At 67.4% G+C, this 14,197-nt stretch carries 14 protein-coding genes; 8 read left to right on the top strand and 6 right to left on the bottom strand.

Annotated features, from left to right (window positions below; all coding sequences use genetic code 11):
* Position 1: 1 nt before the first annotated feature.
* A complete protein-coding gene (xylB, locus tag EAE28_RS04785; RefSeq protein ID WP_127104702.1) occupies positions 2 to 1,435 on the top strand; it encodes a xylulokinase in 1,434 nt (477 codons plus the stop codon).
* On the opposite strand, the gene EAE28_RS04780 is transcribed toward xylB, so the two are convergent.
* From EAE28_RS04780 to EAE28_RS04765, 4 genes are read right to left on the bottom strand one after another with little or no spacing between them, the layout of a single operon-like run.
* Entirely contained in the window at positions 1,432 to 2,373 is a 942-nt protein-coding gene (locus EAE28_RS04780; RefSeq protein ID WP_127104701.1) for a zinc-dependent alcohol dehydrogenase family protein, read from the bottom strand. The genes xylB and EAE28_RS04780 overlap by 4 nt on opposite strands.
* Positions 2,374 to 2,410: 37 nt before the next feature.
* The gene (pcaF, locus tag EAE28_RS04775) at positions 2,411 to 3,613 is read right to left on the bottom strand and encodes a 3-oxoadipyl-CoA thiolase (RefSeq protein ID WP_127104700.1); all 1,203 of its coding nucleotides are present in this window, start codon (positions 3,611 to 3,613) and stop codon (positions 2,411 to 2,413) included.
* A complete protein-coding gene (locus tag EAE28_RS04770; RefSeq protein WP_127104699.1) occupies positions 3,614 to 4,297 on the bottom strand; it encodes a 3-oxoacid CoA-transferase subunit B in 684 nt (227 codons plus the stop codon). It abuts the gene before it with no gap.
* Complete coding sequence (locus EAE28_RS04765) at positions 4,294 to 5,001, bottom strand: 3-oxoacid CoA-transferase subunit A (protein WP_127104698.1); 708 nt, start codon at positions 4,999 to 5,001, stop codon at positions 4,294 to 4,296. Before EAE28_RS04765 ends, EAE28_RS04770 begins: the two co-directional genes overlap by 4 nt.
* A 106-nt stretch (positions 5,002 to 5,107) precedes the next feature.
* Here EAE28_RS04765 and EAE28_RS04760 point away from each other — a divergent pair, with 106 nt between their 5' ends.
* Entirely contained in the window at positions 5,108 to 5,869 is a 762-nt protein-coding gene (locus EAE28_RS04760; RefSeq protein WP_127104697.1) for an IclR family transcriptional regulator domain-containing protein, read from the top strand.
* 8 nt (positions 5,870 to 5,877) lie between these two features.
* Here the strand turns inward: EAE28_RS04760 and EAE28_RS04755 are convergent, their stop codons facing one another.
* Complete coding sequence (locus tag EAE28_RS04755; RefSeq protein ID WP_127104696.1) at positions 5,878 to 6,798, bottom strand: LysR family transcriptional regulator; 921 nt, start codon at positions 6,796 to 6,798, stop codon at positions 5,878 to 5,880.
* 219 nt (positions 6,799 to 7,017) lie between these two features.
* On the opposite strand from EAE28_RS04755, the gene EAE28_RS04750 reads away from it, so the two are divergent.
* From EAE28_RS04750 to EAE28_RS04740, 3 genes are read left to right on the top strand one after another with little or no spacing between them, the layout of a single operon-like run.
* Positions 7,018 to 8,109 carry a maleylacetate reductase gene (locus tag EAE28_RS04750; RefSeq protein WP_246022276.1) on the top strand — a complete coding sequence of 364 codons (1,092 nt, stop codon included), beginning with the start codon at positions 7,018 to 7,020 and terminating at the stop codon, positions 8,107 to 8,109.
* Entirely contained in the window at positions 8,106 to 8,945 is an 840-nt protein-coding gene (locus EAE28_RS04745) for an intradiol ring-cleavage dioxygenase (protein ID WP_127104694.1), read from the top strand. The genes EAE28_RS04750 and EAE28_RS04745 overlap by 4 nt, the downstream gene beginning before the upstream one ends.
* A 41-nt stretch (positions 8,946 to 8,986) precedes the next feature.
* Positions 8,987 to 10,495, top strand: coding sequence for an aldehyde dehydrogenase family protein (locus EAE28_RS04740; RefSeq protein WP_127104693.1), 1,509 nt, complete (start codon positions 8,987 to 8,989; stop codon positions 10,493 to 10,495).
* 53 nt (positions 10,496 to 10,548) lie between these two features.
* Here the strand turns inward: EAE28_RS04740 and EAE28_RS04735 are convergent, their stop codons facing one another.
* On the bottom strand, positions 10,549 to 11,115 hold the full coding sequence (locus EAE28_RS04735) for a nuclear transport factor 2 family protein (RefSeq protein ID WP_127104692.1): 567 nt from the start codon (positions 11,113 to 11,115) through the stop codon (positions 10,549 to 10,551).
* Between the two features lie 354 nt (positions 11,116 to 11,469).
* On the opposite strand from EAE28_RS04735, the gene EAE28_RS04730 reads away from it, so the two are divergent.
* The 3 genes from EAE28_RS04730 to EAE28_RS04720 are packed head-to-tail and all read left to right on the top strand — an operon-like array spanning position 11,470 to position 14,195.
* On the top strand, positions 11,470 to 12,633 hold the full coding sequence (locus EAE28_RS04730; RefSeq protein WP_127104691.1) for an amidase: 1,164 nt from the start codon (positions 11,470 to 11,472) through the stop codon (positions 12,631 to 12,633).
* Entirely contained in the window at positions 12,633 to 13,778 is a 1,146-nt protein-coding gene (locus tag EAE28_RS04725) for an acyl-CoA dehydrogenase family protein (protein WP_127104690.1), read from the top strand. The genes EAE28_RS04730 and EAE28_RS04725 overlap by 1 nt, the downstream gene beginning before the upstream one ends.
* A 45-nt stretch (positions 13,779 to 13,823) precedes the next feature.
* Positions 13,824 to 14,195 carry a hypothetical protein gene (locus EAE28_RS04720; RefSeq protein WP_127104689.1) on the top strand — a complete coding sequence of 124 codons (372 nt, stop codon included), beginning with the start codon at positions 13,824 to 13,826 and terminating at the stop codon, positions 14,193 to 14,195.
* Positions 14,196 to 14,197: the final 2 nt, after the last annotated feature.

Below are 14,197 nucleotides of genomic sequence, written 5' to 3'. Positions count from 1 at the left end.
TATGTATATCGGACTGGATCTGGGAACGTCGTCGCTCAAGGCGATCCTGATGGATGATGACCAGCGCGTGCTGGCCGAGCATACCGTTGCGCTCAGCGTGCAGCGGCCGCATGACGGGTGGTCCGAGCAAGACCCCGCCTCGTGGGAGCGCGCGGCGACGGATGCGCTCAGGGCGATCCGCGCGCAGAACGACTGCCGGGGACTGCGCGGCATCGGGTTGTCGGGGCACATGCACGGCGCGGTTCTGCTGGACAAGAACGGCGACGTGCTGCGCCCCTGCATGCTGTGGAACGACACCCGCAGCCATGCCGAGGCCGCCGAGATGGACGCCGACCCGCGTTTCCGGGCGGTGACCGGGAATATCGTGTTCCCCGGTTTCACCGCGCCCAAGGTGGAATGGGTGCGGCGCAACGAGCCCGAGATCTTCGACAAGATCGCGATGATCCTGCTGCCCAAGGACTATCTGCGCTACGTGCTAACCGGCGAGTATGTCGCCGAGATGTCGGACGCGGCGGGGACCAGCTGGCTGGACACCGGCGCGCGTGACTGGTCGGACGAGCTGCTGGCGGCGTGCGGGCTGTCGCGGGCACAGATGCCGCGCCTGATCGAGGGCAGCGCAGCCAGCGGCGACCTGCGCGACAAGCTGGCGATTGATATTGACCTGCCAAGGCTCGTCGTTGCCGGCGGCGGCGGGGATAACGCGGCGGCGGCGATTGGCGCGGGCGTGGTGAAAGATGGCTCGGCATTTCTGAGCCTTGGGACATCCGGCGTTCTGTTCGCGGCGAATGATGGCTACCGGCCCGATCCGGCGACAGCGGTGCACACGTTCTGCCACGCGCTGCCGGAGACATGGCATCAGATGGGGGTCATTCTGGCGGCGACGGATGCGCTGAACTGGCTGTCCAAGCTGACCGGGCAGAGTGCCGCGCAGCTGACGCAGGGCCTGGGGGAGTTGCGCGCCCCGTCGCGCACGCTGTTCCTGCCCTATCTGGGCGGCGAGCGGACGCCGCATAATGACAGCGCGATACGCGGGCAGTTCCTGCATCTGGACCACGCGACCGACGCGCAGGCGGCGGCGCGGGCGGTGATGGAGGGGGTCAGTTATGCCTTTGCCGATTGCCGCGACGCGCTGGGCGCGACCGGCACGCGGATCGACCGGGCGCTGGCGATTGGCGGCGGGGCGCGGTCGGGGCACTGGCTGGACATGCTGGCGACGGTTCTGGGCTTCCCGCTGGACGTGCCCGAGCAGGGCGAGTTCGGCGCGGCTTTGGGCGCGGCGCGGCTGGGAATGATGGCGGCGACGGGGGCGGGGGCCGAGATCGCCACCCAGCCGCCGGTCGCGCGCAGCCACGAGCCGGACACGGCGCTGGCCCCGGCCTTTGCCGAGGGGCTGGCGCGGTATCGCGCGGCCTATGGGGCGTTGAAGGCGCTTTAACTTAGGCGGAGCAGGGGTTTGCGGCCACCGGGGCGTTGGGCCTCGGTCAGGGCTGCGCACCAGTCGGTCAGGGCGAACTCGGCGGTTTCCGGCAGGGGCGCGGTGCGCAGCAGCGGCCAGAGCCGGGCGAAACGGGTTTGCCACGCGGCGGGGCTGAGCGGGGCGAGGCTGTCGCGCAGGTGAAACCGCGCGTGGCGGGCGCGCACCGGGCCTGAAGGGCGCAGTGGCTGGCCGGTCAGCAAGCCGTAGCCGGTGAGCGCGGCCTCGGGGTGCAGGGCCTCCAGCACTGCGGTGGCGACCGGGCCGCCCAACGCATCGAACACCAGATCGGCACGGCGGGCGGCGTTCAGGACGGCAGCGGTGTCAGATTGCGCGACGGGGGTGATCCCGAGTGCTTGCAGGCGCGGGACGCGGGACGGCGAGCGAAAGAGGCCGGTGACCGAGGCCGCGCCCCGGGCGAGCGCCCAGAGGCCGAGATAATCGGCGCAACTGGACCCCGCGCCGCTGAGCAGCACATGACGCCCGGCGACGGGCCAGAGGTCGAGCATCGTCAACGCGGCGAGCGGGTTGATATAGGCGCGCGCGGCGGTGGTGTCGGGGATGTCACCCGGCACCGGGATGGCGAGAGCGGGGTCGGCGTGCAGATGGGTCTGCCAGGTGCCCTCGCCGCGCAGGGGCAGGACGCGCTGGCCGATCAGGGCCTTGTGCGCGGGCGGGGCGGCGATGACGCGGCCGACCCCCTCATAGCCCGCTGCCAGTGGCGGGGTGATGCGCTGGGCATAGGCGCCGGTGATCGGGATCAGGTCCGACGGGTTCACCGGGGCGAGGGTCATCGCGACGGTGAGCGCGTCGGGCGCTGGGGGCAGCTCGGTTTCGTCCAGCGTCAGCTGGTCGAGCGGGTGCCCGAAGGCGCGGTAGAGAAGGGTCTGGCGGCGCATGGGCGCGGTGTCGCGCCCCGCGCCGCCGGGGTCAAGGTCAGACGCGCTCGATGGCGATGGCGATGCCCTGACCGACGCCGATGCACATGGTAGCCAGCGCGCGACGACCGCCGGTTTCCATCAGCTCCAGCGCCGCCGAGCCGGTGATGCGAGCACCCGACATCCCCAGCGGGTGCCCCAGCGCGATGGCGCCGCCATTGCGGTTCACGCGGGCGTCGTCATCGGCGATGCCGAGCTGGCGCAGGGTGGCGAGGCCTTGCGAGGAGAAGGCCTCGTTCAGCTCGATCACGTCGAAATCGGCTTGGGTCAGGCCCAGACGGTCCATCAGCGCCTGAGACGCCGGGGCAGGCCCGATGCCCATGATGCGCGGCGGCACGCCCGCCGTTGCACCGCCCAGGATACGGGCGATGGGGGTCAGGCCGTATTTGCGCGCGGCGGCTTCCGAAGCGATGATCACCGCCGCCGCCCCGTCATTGACGCCCGAGGCATTGCCCGCCGTCACCGTGCCATCGGCGCGGACGATGGGTTTCAGGCGCTCCAGATCGGCCAGCGTGGTCTGCGGGCGCAGATGCTCGTCGGCGTCCACGGTGGTGATGCCCTTGCGGGTCTTGATCTCGACCGGCGTGATCTCGCGCGCCAGACGCCCCGAGGCCTGCGCCGCGCCCGCCTTTTGCTGCGAGCGCAGGGCGAAGGCGTCCTGATCGGCGCGGCTGATGCCGAAATCCTGCGCGACGTTCTCGCCGGTTTCGGGCATCGAATCCACACCATACGCCGCCTTCATCGCCGGGTTGATGAAGCGCCAGCCGATGGTGGTGTCGTAGACCGCGTTGTTGCGTGAGAAGGCGCTGTCGGCCTTGGGCATCACGAAGGGCGCGCGGGTCATGCTTTCGACGCCGCCGGCGATCATCAGTTCGGCCTCGCCTGCCTTGATAGCGCGGGCGGCGGTGATGATCGCGTCCATGCCCGAGCCACAGAGCCGGTTGATCGTGGTACCCGGCACAGAAACCGGCAGGCCCGCCAGCAAGGCAGCCATGCGCGCGACGTTGCGGTTATCCTCACCAGCCTGGTTGGCGCAGCCGAGGATCAGGTCACCCACCGCGTCCCAATCGACGCCGGGGTTGCGCGCCGCCAGCGCACGCAGCGGGATCGCGGCCAGATCATCGGTGCGCACGGGGGCCAGCGCGCCGCCGAAGCGGCCAATGGGGGTGCGGATATAGTCGCAGATATAGGCGTCGGTCATTTACAGCTCCGGGACGTTCAGGTCTTGCAGGGGGGTGTCGATGTGCAGGGGGGCACCGGTCAAGCTTTGCAGGTCATCGAGCGACAGCGCCGCCAGTTTCTCGCGCAGCACAAAGCGCCCGGCGTCGATATCAATCACCGCGAGCGAGGTATAGACCCGCGTGACGCAGGCCACGCCGGTCAGGGGCAGGGTGCAGTGCTCGACCAGCTTGGGTTCGCCCTTTTTGGTGGTGTGCTCGGTGATCACGGCGACGCGCTTGGCCCCGTGGACCAGATCCATCGCGCCACCGACGGCGGGCACGCCGCCCGGCCCGGTGGACCAGTTCGCCAGATCGCCCGATTGCGCGACCTGATACGCGCCAAGGATCGCCACATCCAGATGCCCGCCGCGCACCATGGCGAAGCTGTCGGCGTGGTGGAAGAAGGATGCACCGGGGTTCAGCGTCACGGCGCGTTTGCCGGCGTTGATCAGATCCCAGTCCTCTTGCCCCGCTGCCGGGGCCTGGCCGAAATCGAGCAGGCCGTTCTCGGTGTGATAGATCGCGCGGCGACCGGCGACTTGAAAACGCGCGACCATCTCAGGAAAGCCGATGCCGAGGTTGACGTAAGCGCCATCCTCGATGTCTTGCGCCGCGCGCCAGGCGATCTGGGCGCTGGTGAGTTTGACGGTGTCGAGCGTGCTCATGGATAGACCACCTGTTCGCGCGTCAGGACTTCTTCCTGCGCGGGGTTGGGAACGGCGACCACGGCGTTCACAAAGATGCCGGGGGTGATGACATGCTCGGGGTTGATGGCCCCGAGCGGCACGATGCGGCTGGCCTGCACGATGGTGTGCGCGGCGGCCATCGCCATCAGCGGCGCGAAATTGCGCGCGGCCATGCGGTAGGTGAGGTTGCCGTGCTGGTCGGCCTCTTCGGCCTTGATCAGCGCGATGTCGGCTTTCAGCCAGCGTTCGAGCACATACATGCGGCCGTCGAAGTCGTGCTGCGGTTTGCCCTTGGCCAGATCGGTGCCATAGCCGGTGGGGGTGTAAAACGCAGGAATGCCTGCACCACCGGCGCGGATACGCTCGGCCAGCGTGCCTTGCGGGACCAGTTCCAGCTCGATCTGACCGGCGAGATAGGCGGCGTTGAACACCTCGGCATTGGCCGAGCGCGGGAACGAGCAGATCATCTTGCGCACGCGGCCCTGTTCGATCAGCGCGGCCAGCCCGGCGTGGCCGGTGCCTGCGTTGTTGTTGATCACCGTCAGGTCGCGCGCGCCGTGGTCGATCAGCGCGTGGATCAGCTCGATCGGCGAGCCGGCGCCGCCGAAGCCGCCGATCATCACCGTCATGCCATCGCGGATATCCGCCACGGCGGCGGCGAGCGAGTCGCGTGTCTTGTCCATAGAGGGCTCCTCTGAAACTGGCTCAGCGATAGCGCGCGGGGGTTGACGGACAAAGCGGATTATTCGGATAGTGAACTTTGTTCGGATATTGAGGGGTAATGTTCGCATGGCGATCAAATCCACCGATTTCATCGGCTCATTGGCCAAGGGGCTGGCGGTGCTGGAGGGGTTTGGCGCGCAGGGGGCGCGGCTGTCGGTGTCGCAAGCCGCCGAGGCGGCGGGGCTTGACCGCGCCGGTGCACGGCGCTGTCTGCTGACACTGGCCGAGCTGGGCTATCTGCAGCACGACGGCAAGTTCTTTACCCTGACGCCCAAGGTCTTGCGGTTGGGGATCGGCGCTTTGGCGGCGATGCCCTTGGCGCAGGTGGTGCAGCCGTGGCTGGAGCAACTGTCGGAACGGATCGGCGAGAGCGTCTCGGTCAGCGTGCTGGACGAGACCGAGATCGTCTATGTCGCCCGCGCGGCGCAGAAGCGGGTGATGTCGATCGGGCTGATGCCGGGCTCGCGCTTGCCGGCGCATTGCACGTCGATGGGGCGGGTGCTGCTGGCGGCGCTGCCCGAGGGGCGGGCGTGGAGGTTGCTGGAACGCTCGGATCTGGCACCGCGGACGGTCTATAGCGTGACGGATCTTGAGGCGGTGAAGGCGCTGCTGGTTCAGGTGCGCGGGCAGGGCTTTGCGCTGGTGGATCAGGAGGTCGAGATCGGCCTGCGCTCTCTGGCGGTGCCGCTGCGCAATGGGCACGGGACGGTGGTCGCGGCGCTGAATGTCGGCGTGGCGGCGGCGCAGCGCAGCGCGACAGAGCTGGTTGACGCCGTCCTGCCGCAGCTGAAGGCGGTGCAGGACGGCGTCGCGCGGGTGTTGTTCTAGGCCGCGCGTCAGACCGGCGCGTTCCAGCGGCCATCGAAGGCATGGGCGCGGAAATGCTCGACCAGCGCGTCGATGAACAGGCGCGTGCGCGCGGGCAGGTGGACGCGCGAGGGGAAGACCACATTGGTGGTCAGGCGCGGCAGATCCCAGTCGGGCAGCACGCGCACCAGCCGTCCGGCATCAAGATCGGCGTCGATCACATAAATCGGCTGGGTCAGGATGCCGATCCCGTCCAGCGCCGCGCGGCGCAAAAGCTGGCCGTCATTGGCGGTGATGCGGCCCTTGACCGGCAGGCGGAGGGTCTCGGACCCGCGGGTGAAGGAAAGGTGTTCCCAGTCATCCGACAGGGTGTAGAGCAGCAGGTCATGCGCGGCCAGATCGGCGGGGGTTTGCGGCGTGCCATGGGTCTTGAGGTAGTCGGGCGAGGCGGCCAGCACCCGCGGGATCTCGGCCAGTTTACGGATGGTGACCGAGCTGTCCATCTCGACCCGGCGAATGCGGATCGCCAGATCGAGGTCGCTGTCGATCACGTCGAAATACCGGTTCGAGATTTGCAGATCGACGTCAACCTGCGGATAGCGGCGGGTAAAGGCGCGGATCACCGGCATCAGGTGGATCTGCGCAAAGGACAGCGAGGCCCCGACACGCAAAACTCCGCGCGGTTCGACCGAGACACGGCTGATGCTGTCCTCGGCCTGCGACAGCGTGGCGAGGATGTCGCGGGCATGCTCGGCGAAGCGCTCGCCCTCGGGTGTGAGTGACAGATGGCGGGTGGTGCGCTGGACCAGCCGCACGCCCAGCCGGTTCTCCAGCCCGCTGAGGTGACGGCTGACGCCCGAGACCGACATGCCCAGCGTATCGGCGGCGCGGGTCAGGCTGCGTTCGTCTGCGACACGCACAAAAGCGGTCAGTTCCGAGAAGCGGTCCATTGTTGACCTCAGCGCAAGAAATTTAAGGGAATATTCACATAAACTGCGGGGGCGCTCAAGGCGCGGCTCTGGCGGCTGGCGGAATTCTTGCATGTGTTGCAAAAGTGTTTCCCAATTAACGTGATTTATCCCGCAACTATGCAGTGCCACACTCAGCCACCTGAGTTTGGTCTGGACCCGATGACGCAAGACAATGCCCCCCTGCACGCGGCCGGCCCCGTGCCCCTTCCGGGTTACGATGGCCGGGGCTTCACCTATGTTGCCCGCCCCGGACGCGTGGTGTTCGGCACCGGCACACTGGCGCAACTGCCCGCCGAGGTGGACGCGCTGGGGGCCAGCCGCGCGTTGATCCTGTCGACGCCGCAGCAACGCGGCCAAGCCGACGCGGTGGCGCAGTTGCTGGGCGCGCGGGCGGTGGGGATCTTTGACGGCGCGGCCATGCACACGCCGGTCGAGGTGACGCAAACCGCGCTGGGCGTGCTGGGCGACGTCAAGGCGGATGTGCTGATCGCGATTGGCGGCGGCTCGACGACCGGGCTGGGCAAGGCCCTGGCCCTGCGCACGGATTTGCCACAGGTGGTGTTGCCCACGACCTATGCCGGGTCCGAGATGACGCCGATCCTGGGCGAGACCGAGGGCGGCGTGAAGCGCACGCAGAGCAGCGACAAGGTGCTGCCCGAGGTGGTGATCTATGATGTGGCGCTGACGCTGGGCCTGCCGGTGTCGATGTCGGTGACCAGCGGGCTGAACGCCATCGCCCACGCGGTCGAGGCGCTCTATGCCCAGAACGCCAATCCGGTGGTCGATCTGATGGCGCTTGAGGCGATCGGCGCGATCAGCGCCGCGCTGCCGGTGATCGTGCGCGAGCCGGGCAACGGGCAGGCGCGGTCGCAGGCGCTGTATGGCGCGTGGCTGTGCGGCATCTGTCTGGGGGCGGTCGGCATGGCGCTGCATCACAAGCTTTGTCACACGCTGGGCGGCAGCTTCGGGCTGCCCCACGCCGAAACCCACACCGTCATCCTGCCGCATGCGCTGGCCTATAACGCCCCGGCGATCCCCGGCGTGATGGCGCGGCTGGCGCGGGTGCTGGGGCCGGACCCGGCGCGGGCGCTGTTCACGCTGGCGGCTGAGGGGGGTGTGCCGACCTCGCTGGCGGCGCTGGGCATGCCCGAGGACGGGCTGGACCGCGCCACCGCGCTGGCGCTGGCCAATCCCTATTGGAACCCGCGCGCGCTGGAGGCGGCCCCCTTGCGGGCGTTGCTGGCCCGCGCGCAGGCGGGCGCACCGCCGATGCTGGAGGAGAGAGCATGAGCGCCTATCTGACCGAAGAGACCTCGACCCAGACAGTCAACGCCCGGATGAGCGACGGTGCGGACCCGCGCCTGCGCCGGGTGATGGGGGCACTGGTCGAACACCTGCACGCCTTCATCAAGGACGTAGAGCTGACCGAAGAGGAATGGGGCGTGGCCGTCGATTTCCTGACCCGGACCGGTCAGATCTGTGGCGATACGCGGCAGGAATTCGTGTTGCTGTCGGATGTGCTGGGCGTGTCGATGCTGGTCGATGCGATCAACCACCGCGTCGAGCAGGGCGCGACGCCGACCACGGTTTTCGGCCCGTTCCACGTCGAGGGCGCGCCTGAGCGGGCGATGGGCGCGTGCATCAGCGCCGATGGCAAGGGCGAGATTTGTCTGTTCGAGGGGCGGGTGACCGATCTGGACGGCAACCCGGTCGAAGGTGCCTCTCTGGACGTCTGGTCCGACAATGCCGACGGGTTCTATGACGTGCAGCAGCCCGGCATCCAGCCGCAATGGAACAACCGCGGGATTTTCCGCACCGGACCGGACGGGCGCTATGCGTTTCGCGGTATCCGCCCGATCTCGTACCCGATCCCCGATGACGGGCCGGTCGGCAAGATGCTGGCGGCGCTGGGGCGGCATCCGTGGCGGCCCGCGCATATGCATTTTCTGGTTTCCGCCCCGGGCTTTCGCCGCGTGATCACCCACACTTTCGTGGCGGGCGATCCCTACCTGACCTCGGACGCCGTGTTCGGCGTCAAGGATGCGCTGATCGTCGATTTCGAGCGGGTCGATACCGCGTCCGAGATCTGGCGCGCGCCGTTCGATTTCATTTTGCAGCGCGCCTGAGCGCTGCGGTTTCCCGTTCCTTTTTACAGAAAGACAGCGACATGAAGATCAGCCCCCCTGACGCCCTCGTCTCGGATATCGCGCCGGCGGTTGCCGATTTCCTCACGGCTCCCAAGATGCTGATCGGCCGCGATCAGGTCGCAGCGGCCAAGGGCGCGACCTATCCGGTCTATAACCCCGCAACCGGGTTGGAACTGGCACAGGTTCCGGCTGGTACGGCGGAAGATGTGGATCTGGCTGTGCGCGCGGCGCAGGCGGCGTTCACCGGGCCGTGGTCGCAGATGCTGCCGGTCACGCGGCAGACCCTGATGCTGAAACTGGCGCAGCTGATCGACGACAACGGCGAGGAACTCGCGCAGCTGGAGACGCTGAACAACGGCAAGTCGATCATGCTCTCGCGTCTGGTCGAGGTGCAATCCTCGGCCGAGTACATCCGCTATATGGCGGGCTGGGCGACGAAGATCCAGGGCGCGACGCTGGATGTGTCCATCGCGATCCCGCCGGGCATGCAGTATCAGGCCTATACCCGCAAAGAGGCGGTCGGCGTGGTGGCCGCGATCACGCCGTGGAACTTCCCGCTGAACATGGCGGTGTGGAAGATCGCGCCCGCGCTGGCGGCGGGGTGCACGGTGGTGCTGAAACCGGCGGAAGAGACGCCGCTGACCTCGATCCGTCTGGCGCAGCTGTGTCTTGAGGCCGGGTTCCCCGAGGGCGTGGTCAATGTGATCACCGGCATGGGCGAGGATGCGGGCGCGCCGCTGGTGGCGCATCCGGGCATCGCGAAGATCACCTTCACCGGCTCGACCGAGACCGGCAAGCTGATCGGTGTGCAGGCGATGAAGGACATGAAGCGCGTCACGCTGGAGCTGGGCGGCAAGGCCCCGATGGTGATGTTCGACGATATGGATCTGGACCTGCTGGGGGCGGCGGCGGGGATCGGCGCGTTCTTCAACTCGGGGCAGACCTGCTGCGCCGGGACGCGGATCTATGCGCAGAAAGGCATCTATGAGAAGGCGCTGGAGGTGATCGCCAATGTCACCCGCAGCCTGCCGATCGGCCCCGGCCTGAACCCCGGCAACCAGATCAACCCGGTGGTCTCGGCCCGGCATCAGGCGCATGTCAAAGCCTGCATCGCGCGCGGGATCGAGCAGGGGGCGACGCCCGTCATCGGTGGCAGCGCGCCCGAGGCCGGTTTCTACGTCGCACCCGAGCTGTTCACCGATGTGCGTCAGGACATGGGCCTGATGCAGGAAGAGATTTTCGGCCCCGTCGTCACCATGACGCCCTTTGACGACCCCGAGGACGCGATCCGCATGGCCAATGACACGCGCTATGGTCTGGGCGCGTCGATCTGGACCAGCGATCTCAACAAGATGATGCGCTATGTGCCGCGCATTCAGGCCGGGACGGTCTGGGTCAACAGCCACAACATTCCCGACCAGAACATGCCGTTCGGGGGCGTCAAGCAATCGGGCATCGGGCGCGAGCATGGGGCGGGGGCGCTGGACAATTACCTCGAAACCAAGGCGGTCTGCATCGCGTATCGCTAACACCAAAAAGGGGCGGCCTGCGGGCCGCCCCTTTTGCTATGTTTCGCGTGACCTCAGGGTTTCATCAGCATCGACTTGGACGGATAGTCCGACGCCCAGGTCGCGGGCAGCGGGGCAACAAAGACGTTCTCGGTCCGCGTCCGGGTGATGCGCCACTGGCCGTCGGCCTCTTTGCGGAACCCGTTGAACAGCCGCGACGAGCGCAGCAGCGCCTTGCCGTCGGAAAAGAGCCAGGGCTGCATGTGGACCCACTGTCCATCCGCCGTGACGCCATCGGCGTTCACGTAGATCTGCTCGGACGTCAGGTAATGGCAGTTCAGGATCAGCGCCGGGTCTTGCTTGCCGCCCCAGAAGCCCTCGAAGTGCTTGCGGATCGCCGGAGCACCGACGGCGCGGCCGAACTGGTTGTCGTAGTATTCGCCCACGCCTTCCCAGACGGCATCTTCGGTATAAAGCGCCATGATCAGGTCGATGCGTTCGGCATCATCGGCGACGCCGAATTCCGGCATCGGCGTGTCGCACAGGAACATGTAGCGGGCTTGAATCCGGCGGATCTCGGCCTCGGCTTCGAGGATCTCGATGCGGCGGGTGAGGGCGGCGAGTTGGGTGTCTTGGGTCATGGGGCCTCCTGAGCATCGGCCGTTGGGGGCCGGGGGATGATGCGGGAACGGTAAAGACACTGGGTCTCGGGTCAAGCGGTAATATTCACGTAAATCCGATCGTACCGCCGCAAAACAGTCTTGCGAATTGCGCAAAAGATAACGGTAATATTCATGTTATCGTTAGAAAGATGATCGCCCGAAGACAGGGCGCTCCCTGGCTGGTCCGCCACAGGCGACCGGCCCGCAGTGCTGTGTGCTTGACCTCATAAGCCCATGAAAAAACAGCAAATCATACGAAATTGGTGCTTGATCGCTTCTCCATTTACAGTAATTTTCACGTAGTAAATCACGCAATGAAAAGCCGACTCACCCATGTCCCTCCGCCCGACTGTTGCAAAACACGCTCTTGTCGCCCCGCTGGATCTGGGCGGTGACGGCCTGCGCGTGGTGGTCAAGGATTGCATTGATATTGCCGGTTACGCGACGCGCTGCGGCTCTCGCGCCTTTGACGACGCAGTGCCTGCTGACCGTCATGCCGATGTGGTGCAGGCGTTGCTGAACGCCGGGTGCCGGATCACCGGCAAGACCAACATGCACGAGCTGGCCTACGGCATGACCGGGGTGAACGAGGCTTACGGCACGCCGGTCAACCCGCACTGGCCGGACCGGATACCGGGTGGCTCGTCCTCGGGCTCGGCGGTGGCGGTGGCGGCGGGGATCTGCGATTTCGGCGTTGGCACGGATACCGGCGGTTCGGTGCGCCAACCGGCGATCTGCTGCGGCGTCTATGGCATCAAGCCGACCTATGGGCGGATCTCGCGCAGGGGGCTGAGCCCGGCGACGTCGTCGCTGGATTGCGTCGGCGCTTTCGCCCGCGACATGGACATGCTGATCGCCGCGATGCAGGCGATGGACCCGAGCTTTGCCCGCGTTACCCTGACCGCCGCGCCGCGTCTGGCGCGCATCAAGGCCGAGCTGGACGACGAGGTCGGTCAGGCGCTGGTCTATGCCCTGATGGAAGGCGCGCCCGAGGTCGACTACGTGACGCTGCCCTCGCTGGAGGCGGCGTTTGCGGCGGGCATGACGGTGATCGGCGCGGAAACCGTCGCGGCCTTCGGGCATCTGCTGGATGAGGGCGCGCCGTTGGGTGCTGACATCCGTGCCCGCCTGACCGCCAGCCGCGCGATCACCCCCGACCAGCTGGCGCAGGCCGAAGCCGTGCGCGCCGCGTTCACCGCCGAGGTCGACGCCGTGCTCGCGACGGCTGAGGCGCTGATCACCCCGGCGCTGCCGATGGTGCCGCCGACGCTGACCGAGGCGCAAGACCCCAAGACCGTGCTGCCGCTGACGCGCTTTTTGCGCCCGTTCAACCTGAGCGGCCACCCCGCGATCGTGATCCCCTCGCGCCGCCCGTCCGACGGGCTGCCGGTCGGGCTGCAACTGGTGGGGCGCAAGAATGACGATGCCCGGCTGTGCGCCATTGCGAAATGGCTGGCCGAAAGCCTTCCGGCCTTCAAGGAAAAGGACGCTGTCTGATGAGTGTGACAACCGAGCTGAAACCCGATCTGGCGGCGGAGAAAGCCCGCGTGCTGGCACAGATCCGCGCCCGGCGGGCCGAGTTCACCGCGCTGCGCCATGTGCCGGTCGATATGGTGGCCGAGCTGAAGAAGATCGGTGTTTACCGCGCCTTTGTGCCCGAGCGGTTTGGCGGCGACGGGCTGACCCCGTCGCAGTTTTGCCGTCTGATCGAGGATATCTCTGCCGCCGACGCCTCGACCGGCTGGGTGGCCAGCTTCGGGGTTTCGGCGACCTATCTGGCCGCGCTGCCGGTCGACACCTACGCCCAGATCTTCGCCAAGAACCCCGACACGGTGTTCGCGGGCGCGATGTTCCCGCCGCAACCGGCCGAGATTGTCGACGGCGGGTTCAAGGTGCGCGGGCGCTGGCCGTGGTGCTCGGGCGTGATGGGGGCCGATATCGTCGGTGCCGGGATCAAGGTGAGCGGCGACAACAGCCCGCTGCCGCGCGTCGCGGTGATGCCGCGCAGCAAGGTGACGGTGGACGAGACCTGGCGTTCGGTCGGTCTGTCGGCGACCGGCAGCCACGACACGGTGGTCGAGGATGTCGTGGTCGCGCCCGAGTGGACCTTTATCCGCGGGGGCAAGCCGATGATGGAGGACCGTGTGTTCCACTATCCGGCGATGGCGCTGGCGGCGCAGGTGCTGTCCGTTGTCGCGCTGGGCACTGCGCGCGAGGCGCTGGACTGGCTGCACGGCGACGCGATGCGCCGGGCGTCGATCACCGGTGCCCCCAGCCCGGGCGCGCGCCCTTATGTGCAGGCCGAATACGCCAAGGCCGAGGGTCTGCTGATGGGCGCGCGGGCGGCGTTTTACGACACGATTGATCAGGCCTGGGAGCAGATGCTCTCCAAGGGCGAGGTCGACCGCCAGACCCATGTGCGTCTGCGGATGGTAGCCAGCAAGGCCGCGCGCGACGGGGCCGAGGCCGCGCGGCTGGCCTTCGTTCTGGGCGGCTCGGACGCGATGTTCACCGGGCATCCGCTGGGCCGCTGCATGATCGACGCGGCCTGCGTCGCCCAGCACGCCTTTATGGGCGAGGGCACCTGGACCGCTGCCGGGGCCACGCTGTTCGAGCAGCCTACTGTGCCCGGCTTCCCCTGATCCGCCCCCTGCGGGCTGCCCCTGATTTTCCGAAAGGACCGTTTCATGACTGACCAGACCCCGATCCGCACCTTGCTGTGCATGAACAACCACCAGAGCTTTTTCGATCTGCCCTTCGACCAGATCGGCAAGGTCTGGAAGGCAACCCAGGCCTATATGTCAGGCGTCGCCGGTATCGAGGGGGCCACGATCATCGGCACCTTCGATGATGACCAGACGATGGTCGGCACCTCGCGCGGGTTTCCCTTCACCTGGTACATGCTGGTCGATTTCCCCAACCGCGACGCGGTCAAGGCTGCCTGCAACCTGCTGCGCACCATCGAGGTGAGCGACGAGGGGCACCGCCTTTGGAAATACATGAGCGTCGAGGCCCGTCTGGGCCGCGCGCTGGAAATCCCTCAAGCCCACAGGAGCTGAAC

The sequence above is a fragment of the Pararhodobacter zhoushanensis genome (assembly GCF_003990445.1).
Classification (GTDB): domain Bacteria; phylum Pseudomonadota; class Alphaproteobacteria; order Rhodobacterales; family Rhodobacteraceae; genus Pararhodobacter; species Pararhodobacter zhoushanensis.
This window is presented reverse-complemented; position numbering and strand designations above follow the sequence as displayed.

What these genes read in the sequence shown, in the direction of transcription:
- EAE28_RS04770 (WP_127104699.1), bottom strand. Translation starts at nt 4,297, where the DNA reads ATGAGCACGCTCGACACCGTCAAACTCACCAGCGCCCAGATCGCCTGG.
- EAE28_RS04760 (WP_127104697.1), top strand. Translation starts at nt 5,108, where the DNA reads ATGGCGATCAAATCCACCGATTTCATCGGCTCATTGGCCAAGGGGCTG.
- xylB (WP_127104702.1), top strand. Translation starts at nt 2, where the DNA reads ATGTATATCGGACTGGATCTGGGAACGTCGTCGCTCAAGGCGATCCTG.
- EAE28_RS04735 (WP_127104692.1), bottom strand. Translation starts at nt 11,115, where the DNA reads ATGACCCAAGACACCCAACTCGCCGCCCTCACCCGCCGCATCGAGATC.
- EAE28_RS04745 (WP_127104694.1), top strand. Translation starts at nt 8,106, where the DNA reads ATGAGCGCCTATCTGACCGAAGAGACCTCGACCCAGACAGTCAACGCC.
- EAE28_RS04765 (WP_127104698.1), bottom strand. Translation starts at nt 5,001, where the DNA reads ATGGACAAGACACGCGACTCGCTCGCCGCCGCCGTGGCGGATATCCGC.
- EAE28_RS04755 (WP_127104696.1), bottom strand. Translation starts at nt 6,798, where the DNA reads ATGGACCGCTTCTCGGAACTGACCGCTTTTGTGCGTGTCGCAGACGAA.
- EAE28_RS04740 (WP_127104693.1), top strand. Translation starts at nt 8,987, where the DNA reads ATGAAGATCAGCCCCCCTGACGCCCTCGTCTCGGATATCGCGCCGGCG.
- EAE28_RS04730 (WP_127104691.1), top strand. Translation starts at nt 11,470, where the DNA reads ATGTCCCTCCGCCCGACTGTTGCAAAACACGCTCTTGTCGCCCCGCTG.
- pcaF (WP_127104700.1), bottom strand. Translation starts at nt 3,613, where the DNA reads ATGACCGACGCCTATATCTGCGACTATATCCGCACCCCCATTGGCCGC.
- EAE28_RS04780 (WP_127104701.1), bottom strand. Translation starts at nt 2,373, where the DNA reads ATGCGCCGCCAGACCCTTCTCTACCGCGCCTTCGGGCACCCGCTCGAC.
- EAE28_RS04720 (WP_127104689.1), top strand. Translation starts at nt 13,824, where the DNA reads ATGACTGACCAGACCCCGATCCGCACCTTGCTGTGCATGAACAACCAC.
- EAE28_RS04725 (WP_127104690.1), top strand. Translation starts at nt 12,633, where the DNA reads ATGAGTGTGACAACCGAGCTGAAACCCGATCTGGCGGCGGAGAAAGCC.